This is a genomic window from Bradyrhizobium sp. USDA 4486, from assembly GCF_054057995.1.
The window spans coordinates 217,474-230,918 of record NZ_JBSRZV010000001.1 but is presented as its reverse complement, the minus strand read 5'-3'; the positions used below and the strand labels follow the sequence as shown (position 1 = coordinate 230,918).

The 13,445-nt window shown below is 64.7% G+C and carries 9 protein-coding genes and 1 pseudogene; 7 read left to right on the top strand and 3 right to left on the bottom strand.

All coding sequences use genetic code 11. From position 1 onward, the window contains the following. Positions 1 to 168: 168 nt before the first annotated feature. A complete protein-coding gene (locus ACVWY3_RS01075) occupies positions 169 to 2,391 on the top strand; it encodes a TonB-dependent receptor (RefSeq protein ID WP_456836797.1) in 2,223 nt (740 codons plus the stop codon). A gap of 146 nt (positions 2,392 to 2,537) precedes the next feature. Further along, a complete protein-coding gene (locus ACVWY3_RS01070; RefSeq protein ID WP_456836796.1) occupies positions 2,538 to 5,171 on the top strand; it encodes a spermidine synthase in 2,634 nt (877 codons plus the stop codon). 9 nt (positions 5,172 to 5,180) lie between these two features. Here ACVWY3_RS01070 and ACVWY3_RS01065 read toward each other — a convergent pair whose 3' ends face one another. The 3 genes and pseudogenes from ACVWY3_RS01065 to ACVWY3_RS01055 all read right to left on the bottom strand — a co-directional run bounded on the left by ACVWY3_RS01065 (position 5,181) and on the right by ACVWY3_RS01055 (position 8,350). Beyond that, on the bottom strand, positions 5,181 to 5,804 hold the full coding sequence (locus tag ACVWY3_RS01065) for a 2OG-Fe(II) oxygenase family protein (RefSeq protein WP_456836795.1): 624 nt from the start codon (positions 5,802 to 5,804) through the stop codon (positions 5,181 to 5,183). A 90-nt stretch (positions 5,805 to 5,894) separates the two neighbouring features. Next, positions 5,895 to 6,236, bottom strand: a complete 342-nt coding sequence (locus ACVWY3_RS01060) for a hypothetical protein (RefSeq protein ID WP_456836794.1) — start codon at positions 6,234 to 6,236, stop codon at positions 5,895 to 5,897. Between the two features lie 90 nt (positions 6,237 to 6,326). After that, positions 6,327 to 8,350 (bottom strand): annotated as a pseudogene (locus ACVWY3_RS01055) (hypothetical protein). A gap of 256 nt (positions 8,351 to 8,606) precedes the next feature. Here ACVWY3_RS01055 and ACVWY3_RS01050 point away from each other — a divergent pair. The 5 genes from ACVWY3_RS01050 (at position 8,607) to ACVWY3_RS01030 (ending at position 13,056) form a co-directional block, all read left to right on the top strand. After that, the gene (locus tag ACVWY3_RS01050) at positions 8,607 to 9,557 is read left to right on the top strand and encodes a peptidylprolyl isomerase (protein WP_456836793.1); all 951 of its coding nucleotides are present in this window, start codon (positions 8,607 to 8,609) and stop codon (positions 9,555 to 9,557) included. Positions 9,558 to 9,610: 53 nt separating this feature from the next. Beyond that, the gene (locus ACVWY3_RS01045; RefSeq protein ID WP_456843257.1) at positions 9,611 to 10,546 is read left to right on the top strand and encodes a HupE/UreJ family protein; all 936 of its coding nucleotides are present in this window, start codon (positions 9,611 to 9,613) and stop codon (positions 10,544 to 10,546) included. Between the two features lie 16 nt (positions 10,547 to 10,562). Beyond that, entirely contained in the window at positions 10,563 to 11,168 is a 606-nt protein-coding gene (locus ACVWY3_RS01040) for a HupE/UreJ family protein (RefSeq protein ID WP_456843256.1), read from the top strand. A gap of 20 nt (positions 11,169 to 11,188) precedes the next feature. Further along, positions 11,189 to 11,782, top strand: a complete 594-nt coding sequence (locus ACVWY3_RS01035; protein WP_456836792.1) for a HupE/UreJ family protein — start codon at positions 11,189 to 11,191, stop codon at positions 11,780 to 11,782. Positions 11,783 to 12,072: 290 nt separating this feature from the next. Beyond that, positions 12,073 to 13,056 carry a cation diffusion facilitator family transporter gene (locus ACVWY3_RS01030; protein ID WP_456836791.1) on the top strand — a complete coding sequence of 328 codons (984 nt, stop codon included), beginning with the start codon at positions 12,073 to 12,075 and terminating at the stop codon, positions 13,054 to 13,056. Positions 13,057 to 13,445 lie beyond the last annotated feature (389 nt).

Genomic DNA, 13,445 nt, shown 5'->3' with positions numbered 1-13,445 from the left:
TCAACGGCTTATCCGGAATGCAACGGCGCGCAGATGAATTTGGGCGTCCAGGCCGGCGATGCGCCTTTTGGGGTTGCAGATGTTCGCTCCTCGCAATGGCCGCCGCCGGCTAGTATGATATTGTTGCTAGATCGTCATACTCACCTGCCATAGTATGGCTGTGTTGGAATGCAATTGTTGTGGTGCGGAGATATCGTGGTGCGTAGGGTCTTGTTGCGGGTGTTTTCCGCCGCCGCAGCGTCCGCCCTGTGCACGTTCCCGGCCCCGGCCCACGAGATCAGCTCGGCGCCCGCCGAGCTTCCGCCGGTGACCATTGCGGCGGCTGACCATCAGCATCCCAAACGGAACGCCCGCAGAAAACCGCCGAAAAACCCTGGTGTGCACAGCCAGACTGCCGGTCGCACGGACAACCAGGCCGAGAGCGGCAATGCGACCGGTGCGACGCCAGCCGGTTCGACCGCTTTGCAACCCACTGCCGCCAGCGCAACGCGCATCAGCGGCGCACAGGTGAACGCTATTCCGTTCTCGCGGCCCGGCGAAGCGCTGGAAGTGGTGCCAGGGCTGATCGTCACGCAGCATTCCGGTGAGGGCAAAGCCAACCAGTATTTTTTGCGTGGCTTCAATCTCGATCACGGCACCGATCTTGCGATCAGTATCGAGGGCATGCCCGTCAACATGCCGACCCACGGGCATGGGCAAGGCTATGCCGATATCAACTTCCTGATCCCGGAGCTGATCCAGTCGGTCAACGTCCGCAAGGGACCGTATTTCGCCGACCAGGGCGACTTCGCATCAGCCGGCGCCGTGGGGATCGACTACGTCAACAAGCTGCCGCACAATTTCGCGGAGATGACCTTCGGCAGCTTCGGCTATCGGCGCGCGCTGGCGGCCGGATCGACGCGCGTCGGCGACGGCACGCTGCTGACGGCGTTCGAAGCCAACAAGTATGACGGGCCGTGGGACGTCCCCGACGATATCCGCAAGCTGAACGGCGTCGTGCGCTACAGCGAGGGCACCGCGACCGACGGCCTGACGCTGACGGCGATGGCCTATTCCAACGGCTGGAATTCGACCGATCAGGTCCCGCAACGCGCGATCGACCAGCGCCTGATCAACCGTCTCGGCACGCTCGATCCGACCGATGGCGGCACCTCCAGCCGCTTCAGCCTGTCGAGCAACTGGGCGCTGTCGAGCCGCTACGGCCAGACCAATGTGAGCGCCTATGTCGTGCGCTCCGACCTGCGGCTGTTCAACAATTTCACCTACTACCTCGACAATCCCGTCAATGGCGACCAGTTCAGCCAGCTCGACGGTCGTACGCTTGGCGGCTTCGACGCGCGGCACACATTCGATTGGCGCTTTGCCGGCCTCGAATCGCAGACTCGCGTCGGCCTGCAGAGCCGCTACGATGACATCCACGTCGGTCTGCTCAAGACCGAGCAGCGCAATTCGCTCTCGACCGTGCGCGACGACCGTGTACAGGAGGGCAATGTCGGTCTGTGGACCGATACGACCACGCACTGGAACGACTGGCTACACACCACGGCCGGCATCCGCGAGGATTTCTTCGCCGGGCACGTCTTCAGCGACACGCCAGCGAATTCGGGCAACGCGCAGGCGTCGATGGCGAGCCCGAAGGCCGGCATCGTGCTCGGCCCCTGGTACAAAACCGAGTTCTACGGCAATGCCGGCTACGGGCTGCACAGCAACGACATCCGCGGCGCGACGATCACGGTGGATCCCAACGACAAGGTGACCCCGCTCGACCGCGTGCCGCTGCTGGTGCGCTCGCGCGGCGCCGAACTCGGCATCCGCACCAAGGTGGTCGAGGGCCTCACCAGCACCCTCGCAGTTTTCGTGCTCGACTTCGACTCCGAGCTGTTGTTCGTCGGGGACGCCGGCACCACCGAGCCGAGCCGGCCCAGCCGCCGCGTCGGCGTCGAATGGACGAACGAGTACAAGCCCGTGCCGTGGATGACCGTCGATCTCGATATCGCGCAGACCCATGCGCGCTTCACCGATTTCGACCCCGCAGGGTCCCGCATCCCCGGCGCACCGGCCTGGGTGGCCAGCAGCGCAATCACGCTGGGTGGCGACACCGGCTGGTTCGGCAGCCTGAAAGCGCGCTACTTCGGTCCGCGTCCGCTCATCGAAGACGACAGCGTCCGGTCGCGGTCGTCGCTGATCTTCAATGCGCGCGCCGGCTACAGGTTCGACAATGGCGTGCGGGTGCAGCTCGACGTGCTCAACCTGTTCAACGCGCAGACCAACCAGATCGAATATTACTATCTATCGCGCCTGCCGGGAGAGCCCACAGATGGCGTCGCCGACCGTCACGTCCATCCCGCGGAGCCGCTTGCGGTGCGGCTCACGGTGGCGGCGAGATTCTGATCGCACCGGCAACGGGCGCTGACCGGCCGTCACAAATCCTGAAAAAATCTGACATAGAGCGAATGCTCTGATCGGCCGAGAACGAGGGCCGATGTAAAGCGCTTGGCTGCCCCGCGGCCGGTCGCGTTCGAACGGGAGTGAGGGGAATGCAATCTGAGCCGGACAGCATCGCGATCGCTTCGGCTGGCCGGTTCGCGGACACGGTCCAGAACGAGACCGCATCGGCGCGCGCGCGTCAGGCTGCAAGCCGCGCCTGGGCTCTCGTTCCGATCGTGACCGCGTCGGGCTTTGCAGGCCTCGGCTACGAGATCGTATGGACGCGCCAGCTGAGCCTCGTGCTGGGGACCGAGATGATGGCGGTCCTTGGGGTCATCGCCGGGTTCTTCGGCGGCCTGGCTCTCGGCGCGTTCGCGCTCGATCGGCCGATCCGCCGCGCGGCATCGCCATGGCGCGTCTATGCGATGCTCGAAGCCGTCATTGCCGTTTGGGGCCTGATCAGCGTCTGGCTGCTGCCTGCCGCGGCTCGCGCTCTTGCCCCGCTGCTCGGCACCGAACCGTCGGCTGCCCTGCTCTGGGCCGGCAGCCTGGCGCTGCCGACCCTCGTGCTACTGCCGGCAACGATGGCGATGGGCGGAACGCTGACGGCGCTGGAACGGATGATGCGGGACGCGCGCGGCGAGGCCCGCGTCACGGCAGGCGTCTATGGGGCGAATACGGCTGGAGCTCTGGCCGGCACACTGATCTCGACATTCCTCCTGATCCCGGCGCTGGGATTTTCGGGCACGCTGATCTGCCTTGCAGCCGTCAACGCGTTCTGCGCGGTTGGCACACTCGCGCTCGGATCGGCGGCGGGCAAGGCCGATGGCGAGGAACGGCGCCCGGATCGCATCCGCGACGCGCGGCTCATGATCACCTTGTTCGCCACCGGACTGCTCGGAATCGCCTTCGAGGTACTCGTGGTCCGGCTCGCCGCGCAGGTGATGGAGGACACCGTCTACAGTTTCGCTGGACTGCTCGCCGCCTATCTGCTCGGCACCGCAGTGGGGAGCCTGCTTTGGCAGCGATCCGGGCGCGATGCAAGGGATGGAAATCTCCGCGGCCTGCTCGCCGCAACCGCGCTCGCGTGCATTGCGACCGCGGCGCTTGCGCCCTATGCCGGCCGCCTGGTCGAGACCGTATCGGCTGCGGACGAATTCGGCGAGCTGGCCGTGGCGATCGCGCTGTTCCTGGTGCCCGCGACCGCCATGGGCGCACTGTTCGGCCTGCTGGCGCAACGGGTCAGAGATCAGCGTGGCTCGGTCGGAGCGGCGGTCGGCATCAACGGTCTTGGCGCCTGCATCGCGCCGCTGCTGGCGGCGCAATTGCTGATTCCGGGCCTTGGTGCATGGACGGCGCTGCTTGCAATTGCGCTCGGCTATCTGCTGCTGCTCCCGCCCGGCCGATCGGCACTGCTATGGTCCGCGGCGCCCGCGATGGCCGCGCTTGTGCTGTGGCTCAATCCTGCGCCATCGTTGACGCGGGTGCCGCCGGGCGGGGCGCTGCTTGCAGTGCGCGAAGGGCCGATGGCGACCGCCAGCGTCGTCGACGACGCTGCAGGCGTGCGTTACCTCGAGATCAATGGTCACTTCCGCATGGGCGGAACGAGCGCGACGCGCTCCGACTATCGACAGGCCATGCTGCCGCTGCTGCTGCATGAGGCCCCGCAAAGCGCCTTGTTCCTGGGCATCGGCACCGGCGCCACCATGGTCGGCGGCGCGCAGATGCCCGGTGTCAGCGTGCGCGCGGTCGAGCTCTCGCGCGAGGTGGTCGACCTCCTGCCCTGGTTTGCCAATTCGCGGCCGGCATCAGCCCCGCTCGTAACGGTGGCGGATGCCCGCCGCTACGTCGCTGCCGATACCGGCCAGCACGACGTGATCATCGCCGACCTTTTCCACCCCGCAGTCGACGGCAGCGGCGCGCTCTACACGGTGGAGCATTTCGCAGCCGTGAAACGGCGCCTCGCGCCCGGCGGGATCTTCTGCCAATGGCTGCCGCTATACCAGCTCGATATGCCGTCGCTGCGCACCATCATTCGTGGCTTTCTCGACGTCTATCCTGACGGCGCGGCCTGGCTCAATCACTACAGCGTCCGCACACCGATGCTTGCGCTGATCGGAACGCGGAACGGCGGCCATCTCGATACCGAGACGCTGGCTGCGCGGCTTCGCAATCCCGCGATCGCATCCGTCGTTCGCCCATTCGGCTTCGAGACGCCCATCGATCTCCTTGGCCAATATCTGGCGGGCCCGCTCGCGCTCTCCGCATTCGCCGGCGAGGGTCCGCGCAACACGGATGACTATCCATTCGTGACCTTCGATGCGCGCCGAAATGTCCGTGCGCTCACGGCGGCGCCCTGGTCACTGCTGCTTGCCGTCATGAAAGACATCCGGACCGAGCCGAATGAGCTCCTCGCCCGCGCAGCCGAGCGCGACGCGCTGGGCGCACGCCTCAACGCCTATTGGGCCGCACGCAACCGCTTCCTCGAGGCTGGCGCGTCCTTGCCGGGTGATCCGCGCGGAGCCGCGCTGATCGACTCGGCTTCGCCCGGCCTCCTCGACGCGCTTCGCCTGAGCGCCGAGTTCGATCCAGCCTATGGGCCGCTGATGGGGATGGCGAAGTCCCTGCTCGGCTCCGATCGCGCGGCCGCCGCGCGCCTGCTGCGCCGGATCGATGAGGCAGCGCCGTCACGCCGCGAGGCAAGGGACCTGCTGCTTCGTGAGTTCGGCCTCAGAAACCAGTGATCGACGGCCTCACGGCGCGAAGTTGATGCGATAGCCCCAGCAGTCCAGATGATCCGGAATCGCGTTGAAGGCGATCGTGATCCGCTGCCCGCCCGGATTTCGCGGGACCTCGTGATAGAGATAGCTCGGAAACAGCACGAGATCGCCGGGCTCGGCCTCCGGAAGGACATATTTGCCCGCATTGAACGGGCCGATGGCGGCGCTGCGGGTGTGGTGGCGGAAGGAGAAGTCTGAGCCGCCGGGCGGCCGCACGAACACCGTCTTGCAGGCCGCGTGCGAGGGCGTGAGATAGAAGATGCCGGACACGAAACTGTTGGCATGGGAGTGCAGCGTCTGGTTTCCGCCGGTCTCGAGCATGTTGGTCCACATTTCCTTGACCGTCCAGCGCAGCTGTTCGCCGAACAGCAGGACGCCGAAATCGACCAGCTTCGGCATGGCAAGCTCGGCGATCTGGCGAAACAGCTCGTTGTCGCGGGGATCGGCGACCTCGGTGTGAAACAGCTGGCCCGAACGCAGATTGCCCTCGATCTTGGTGCTGCGGATCGCGGCGACGGCGGCTTCGTTCAGCGATGGCGGCAGCAGCCCAGGCGAGCGCATGAGGGGAATCGGGAAAAGCGGCTCGATCTGATCCATGTCGCGACATCTACCTGTTGGTGAAGCTCGGCCAACAATGCGCGAGGAAAGATGACGCTGCGATGACAGCGCGCAACATCGCCCCTTTCGCTACTCGTTGGGCTTGAGCACTCTCAGCTGCTCGCCCGGCCGTAGCTCATGGCGGCGTTCGCGCACCTCGTCTGAGGCACGCGCGGCCATATCGACACATTCGTCGAACTCGCCGTTGCCGGCCTCGACTAGGGCCTGGTGCAAATGCCGCTCGGCAAAGTAGCGGGACAGATGATCGGGCGGCAGATCGGCCGCCAATGCGCGCGCCTCCGCAACCGCGGCGTTGCAGTCTTCCCGGGTGGGCTCGTCGGAGGCAGGCACCGCACTGGAGGTGGCTACGGCGCAGCCGAAGCCGGCAAGGAGAAACGAGAGTGTGCAGATGGGGATACGGCGCAGATACATCGAGGTCGTGCTGTCGGACTTGCATTGCGAAAGAAAGTACGGCGGGACGCATTTGTCATGCGTCCCGCCGGATGGCCTCAAATCATCGCGTTAGTGGTGGTCGTGATGATGATCGTCGTCATCATGATCGTAATGATCGTGATCATGATCGTTGTCCGCGCGCTGCCCAAGCCGGCGAGCCAGCTCGGCATTGGTCTCGACCAGCAGCTTCGGCGAACGTTCCGGCCGCACGAAGATCGGATTGGCGTAGAACCAGACGTTCGAATAGGCCTGAACGTCGTGGGTCACCTTCTTGGCGCCGTTCACGTTTCGAGATGCGCGGGACACGCCGGATCCGTGCAGCTGACCAGCGCGTTATTGGAGTCGAGCAGCGGGTTTCCGGCGGTGTCGGTGACGTTGGGCGTGCCGTTCGGAATGTTGGTTCCGCGAGCGCGGATGTAGAACGGCGTATTGCCGGCGGTGAACGTCGTCGTGAACTTCAGGCGGACAGCGCCATGGTGCCGATGCTCGCGATGCATATCCTTCGCCAGGATCTGCTGCGCGACGATCGCCGTCGGGTTGTACACGATCGCCGCGCCGGCCGTGCCGGCCGCATTCGGAACCGCATAGCCGACTGCATCGGGCGCAACGACGCCGGTGATCTTGCCGGTGATAAGGTCGACGTGGTCGAGCGACGGCTTGTTCAGCGGCTGCTTGATGCCGACCGGCAGCAGCAGCGGGTTGTTGAAACTGTAGGGTGCGTTGTTCTCAGCCGGGACGGTCATCTCCATCTCGACCGTTACCTTCTCGCCGGGCCGCACGACCAGCGTCTCGCCCATCGTCTTCCAGTCGTCGCCGTGCGTCTTGGCGCGGAACACCAGATCCGGTCCGATGAGGTCCGCGTTGACCGAGTACGAGTTGCCCGAGCGCATGCCGTCGATGACGTGCTGCGACGAGAAGCGCCCGGCATTCGGAACGTAGAGCTTGGTGTATTCGCCGGGGATGAAGTCGGCGGTCGTGAAGGAATCGCGCGCACCGCCCGCACCGCGGCTGTGCCAGTCGGAGCTCACGAAGATGAAGAAGTTGCGGCCTTCGCCGAGTAGACCGTCCCAGAGGCCGCCGACCTTCGCGGTGTAGATGCCGCTCATGCCATAGGTGCCGCCGCCGACCGCGTTGGCCGTATACGAGCCGGAGCCGCCGTTGGCGCCGCCTTCGGCGAAGTGACCAGGCGATTCGATGCCGAACGCCACCGTCGGACCCGCGTTGTTGAAGTCGCGGAAGTGCTCGATATTGTAGCCCTTGTTGGCGGTCGCGTTGAACGGTCCCTGGCGCTCGGTGTGGGTCGGTATGACGTAGGATTGCAGCGGATAGTTCTGCTGCAGCCACTTGATTCCGGTGAGCGCCTTCTGGTGACCCGCGGTGCCCGTGTTGTTGACGTTGTCCTTGCCGGGCCAGAGCTGGTTGCCGCTGGCGTCGATGGTGGGACCGATCGCATCGGTGTCGGCACGGTCGAAGCGGTATTCGAATTCGGCCATCTTGTCCGCGTTGCCGGGCTTCCACCGGTGCTTCGGGTGCTGTCCGGTGATGACGGCGACGTCGACGTGCTCGTGACCGGGCGCGATCCACTCGAGACCCTCGATCAGCACCTTGTCGTAGGTGTTGGTGCGATTGACGATGGTCGGATACTCGACCTCGCGGATCGACTGCCAGCGCCACATCTGCGCGCCGCTGCCGGTGCCGTTCGGGGTACCCTTCAGGCTGCTGATCGTGATGCCGTCGATGGTCTGACCGAGCGTCTGGCTCCAGGTCGTCGTGGTCTGTCCCGGAAGATTGGCGCTGGTGTCGCTGAAGCGGCAGTCGCGGCTGCCGGAACCGCCGTGGTTGCCGAGCGTGAACCAATCGAGATCGAAATTGTTTCCGCCCGCGGACGCGGTACCGCGGCCGACCGCGCGATCGATCGTGTAGCCGGCTGCGACCGAACCGTCGGTACAGGTGTTGTGGTTGTGCATGTCGCCGGCAACATAGGGATTGCCGCGGCGTTCGCCGCGTCCAAAATCGTCGGCTGCAGCGCTCTGTGTCAGCGCCAAGGTTGCCGATGCTGCAGTCAACAGGATCGTCTTGCCGGATGGAAACATCTATCGCCCCTCGTGTCACATATCGAGAAAATTCGTCAGAGGTGCGGGGAGTTTGAGAATCGTTTGGCTCAACCGCGGCTGCGAGTCCCTGCACGCGGCGATACTGGCCAGAGTTACGATACAGCTTCGTGAAGGATTTGTGTTTGACCGCGACAACTGCGCGCTGCATGTGCGGCATCTTGTCTCTTGCGTTTTCCCATTGCATTTTTCTTCGCGGCGTGAGCGATAGAAGATGACAGATGAAAAGCATCGCCGCATGAGACGCGGCGACACGCGCGCCAAGAAAGTTTGTGACAATCGTATGTCAATGCCAGCAACACCCGTTGAAGTGCAGCCCTTTCCGATATCGCGTATCGAAGGTTCAGATTCGAATGATATCGCGCATCGAGTAACGAAGTCCTCGCGTTCGTTCGCCTCTACACTCGTGCGGCTCTCGCGCGAGCCTCTGCTGCACTTCACTTTGCTGGGAGCGATCATCTTCGGCATCGACGCGGTGCTGCATCCGCCGGCAAAGGACGAAAAGGTCATCACCGTCACCAAGGCGATGCGGCAGTCCTTCATCGACAATTTCGACGAGGACAAGGAACGCGCGCCTTCCGAGGCGCAGCTCCAGAAGATGATCGACAGCTGGGTCGCCAGCGAGATTCTCTATCGCGAAGGCAAGGCGCTTGCCATAGATCGCGGCGACGAGACGATCCGCGATCGCATCGCCTATAAGATGCAGTTGCTGATCTTCGATCAGATCCGCGTCACCCGCCCCTCCGACGAGCAGCTGCAAGCCTGGTTCGCGGAAAATCACGGTCGCTTCGACGAGCCGGAGCGCGTTTCATTCTATATCACCCCGCCCACCGATCAGGAGACGGCGCAGCGTCAGCTCGACGACATCACCCAGCAGCGCGAATCCGAGGAATTGCAGAAGCTTACGCGCGCCATCCTCGGCCGCCCCGTCGAAAGTCTTGCGGCGTCCTTCGGCGACAGTTTCCGTGACGGACTGCTGGCGATGCCGCAGGGCGAATGGAAATTGTTGCAGTCCAAGGACGGCTGGCACGTCGCCCGGCTGGACTCGCGCCAAGCCGGAAATCTTGCCAGCCTCGACAATGTTCGGGATGAGGCCGCCAGGAACTGGCACACGGAGGAAACCCGCAAGCGCGCCTGGGAAGCGGTCAAGGGGCTCAAGGCATCCTATCAAGTGCGGTACGAGCCGTGACGACCATTCGATATTTGCGGCTGGCGCTGCTGGCCTTGGCCCTGGCTGTGGCCATGATGATCCGGCCGTCGCCACTTCATGCGCATGAAGCGGCGATGGGCGTGCTCGAGTTCCGCGAGGTTCGCCCCGGCGCTTTCGTCGGCCGCTGGAGCATCGAGCCGTCGATCGGCGCCTCCCGGGTCGATCTGCGGGTGCCGCCGCACTGCTTCTTGCGCCTGCCCGAGATGAACTGCGGCCAGAAGGGGCTGATCGGTCCGATCACGATCACCAATCTCGGCTCCAACATGTCGGTCGTCCTGATCAAGGTCGTTCCGATCGAGGGCGAGCCGCGCAGCTACACGATTTCCACGGCCAATCCCGTCGTCTCCGTGCTCGGCACCGGCGCGCCGACTCTGGAGACCTGGATCGAGCTGGCCAAGACTTATGTGAATTACGGTATCGATCACATTCTGCTGGGCGTCGATCATTTGCTGTTTGTGCTCGGCCTGATCTGGATCGTCGGCGGCGGCTGGCGTCTGGTGAAGACGATCACCGCTTTCACGATCGGGCACAGCGCTTCGCTGGCCGCGGCGGCATTCGGTCTGATCGGCGTGCCGGAACGCCCGCTCAACGCCTGCATCGCATTGAGCATCGCGTTCGTCGGTGTGGAGATCGTCAAGCAACAGCGCGGCGAGATCGGGCTCACCGCCCGCTATCCCTGGATCGTTGCCTTCACCTTCGGCCTGGTTCACGGCATCGGCTTTGCAAGCGCACTGGCAGGACTTGGGCTCGAACGCCGCCTGCTGCCCCCGGCGCTGCTGTTCTTCAACATCGGCGTGGAGATCGGGCAGCTTGCCTTCGTGCTGCTCGTGCTCGCATTGATCTGGGCGCATCGGCGGCTCGATGCCGTCGTGCCGCGCTGGGGCGAGGCGCTGCCGGCCTATGTCATCGGCTCGGTGTCAATGTTCTGGTTCTTCGGCCGTCTGGCGCGCGTGTTCGCCGTGATCTGAGCGAGAGTGGCACATGATGTCTTTACGAACTTCCCGAGCCCTCACCACTGCAATCACAGCAATCGCGCTGACGCAACCGGCCCTCGCGCACGAGCAGGCTGGCGTGGCCGGCGGCCTCGCGAGCGGCCTGCTGCATCCAGTCACCGGCATCGATCATCTGATTGCCATGGTGGCCGTCGGCATTTGGGGCGCGCAACTCGGTGCGCCCGCCATCTGGATCCTGCCGATCACGTTCCCGCTGGTCATGGCGGTCGGCGGAGTGCTGGGCGTGCTGCATGTTGCGCTGCCGATGCCGGAACTGATGATTGCCATCTCCGCGGTGATCCTCGGCGTGGCTGTGGCTGCGCGGCTGCGCCTGCCCTTTGCCGTGGCCGCCGTGATCGTCGCGATCTTCGCGATCTTTCATGGACATGCGCACGGCGCCGAGCTTCCACGGGCGGCGAACGCACTGGCCTACGGCGTCGGCTTCGTCACCGCGACCGGCCTGCTGCATCTGTGCGGCATCCTGATCGGTACGTTGACGCGCTGGCCCGTCGGCGAGCGTATCATCCAGGGACTTGGGGCCGGCATCGCCGGCATGGGCTGCTACTTCCTCGCGCAGGGTCTCGGAGCCGTCGCATGAGATCGAACCTTGCACGGGCCTTGATCGCCGCAGCGTTGCTGCTGACTGGCGCGCATGCGGCCGAAGCGCATATCGTCGCGGCCCGCCTCGGCGATTTCTACATGGGGGCCTCGCACCCGGTCACCGATCTTCAGGATGTCCTGCTCTGGGCCGCGACCGGCCTGCTGGCCGGTTCGCTTGGCGCGTCCAAGGGGCGCTGGCTCATCCTGGTGTTTCCGCTTGGCCTGCTGGCAGGGCTACCGCTCGCGTCCCTTTTCGGCCCGGCTGTGACGCAACTCGCCGAGGCGACCATGATGCTCGCAATCGGCATGCTGCTCGCGGCAGCGGTGCAAGTTCCCACCTTCGTGCTGTGCGCGATTGCCTTCGCGATCGCAGTGATCCGGGGCGCTGCGAACGGCGCCGAGCTCGGGTCCGAAACCGACCGGCTGCTGTTTGCGGCAGGCCTCGCCTGTGTGGGCTACACGGTGATCACGCTGACGATGGCGCTGACCGCCTTGTTCAGGCAAGCGACGCCGGATAGCACGGCTTCCTGGCGCGCCATCGCGGTTCGCGCCCTCGGAGGCTGGATCGCGGCGATCGGCCTGATGATGGCAAGCCTCGCTCTCGCGACGTGAGAGGACTGCGAGCAGCCGCGACACTGCCGTGACTGAAAAGGCCGCGACCGGTTGCGGCGTGATCGGCGCAATCAGGATGTCGCCGTCAATCGCGCGCACCGGCCCATAAGCCGCGCGCGGCACGGGGCTTGATGGCGACACGCGGGCGCCCATCGCCCACCATCGATGGATGGTCGCGCGCAACTTCGGCCGCCATCGTCAACGTCAGAGCCTCGCGTCCGGCACGGCGAGGAACCGCGTATGGGCGTGCAACGTTGGTCTGCAGCACACTTGGCCCCGCAGGAGATCGCATGCCGGAGCCGGACACTCGCAAGGCGGCCGGATCATCGTCCAAGACGACGGTTTATGCCGCGTTGATCGGCAATATTCTCGTCGCAATCACCAAGATCGGAGCTGCCGCCTGGACCGGCAGCTCCGCCATGATGAGCGAGGCTGTCCACTCCGTCGTCGATTGCACCAACGAGGTCGTATTATTGTACGGCTATCGTCGCGCGAGCCGTCCGCCCGATGAATCCCATCCACTCGGCTACGGGCGCGAGCTGTATTTCTGGAGCTTCATCGTCGCGCTGCTCATCTTTGCGCTCGGATCCGGCGTCTCGCTCTATCAGGGCGTGCTGCACGTTACCGTACCTCAGCCGATCGAGGATCCCATCGTCAGCTTCGTCGTCCTCGGCCTGTCATTCCTGTTCGAAGGCGCATCGTGGCTCTTCGCCTTCCGCCGTTTCCGGTCGGAAGCCGCGAGGTTCGGATATTACGAGGCATTCGTCCGCAGCAAGGATCCGCCGGCCTTCATGGTACTTCTCGAGGACAGTGCGGCACTGGTCGGAATCGTCATTGCCGCCGCGGCGACTGCGGCGGCCGTGTCGCTGGAACAGCCGGTCTGGGACGGAGTCGGCTCAATCCTGATCGGCGTCTTGCTGGGAATCGCGTCCATCGGGCTCGCGCGCGAGAGCAAGAGCCTTCTAATCGGCGAGCCCGCAGATTCGGAGCTTGCGCGATCGATCCTCGAGATCGCGCGACGGTCACCCGGCGTGGTCACGGCCAATGGGCTACTGACCGTGCAGTTGTCGCCGGCCGAGGTCGTTGCGGCATTGAGCATCGAGTTCGCGGACGACAGACGCGCTGACGACATCGAGCAGTGCGTAATCTCGATCGAGACCGAAATCCGCAAACAGCATCCGAGCGTCTCAGCCCTGTTCATCAAGCCCCAGACGAAAGCGCGCTATCGCGCCGTTCGTGCGAAGCGCAGGGTGTGGAATCCTAGAGCGGGATAGGGAGAGGTCGGGACGCTCGGACGAGGCTCCGTCGATGGCCTGAAATCCGTCGGCCGAAAGGCGCTGGGCGATGCCCCCGGCGCGGCCGTAGCGGACCGGGCTCGCTGCGGTCAAAGGTGGACAGACCGTCGCGTCCGAGCCAGGATCCGTGCAAGATCACAGCAGTGCGAAGATCGTGATCACCGCGATGACCCCTGCGCCGGTTACGCACCAGCAGGACAGTTCGAAAAGCGTCATGAAGGACCTCGGAGAGGACCTGCCCGGACCGGACCATACACTGGGAACCGGTACAGCGAAACCTTTTGCCGGTTGGGGGATTTACGAATGGGGCGTGCCGCGCGGGTGATGTCATGCCGCTCATGCCGATGGGTGAAGTGTTTTTCACGGTC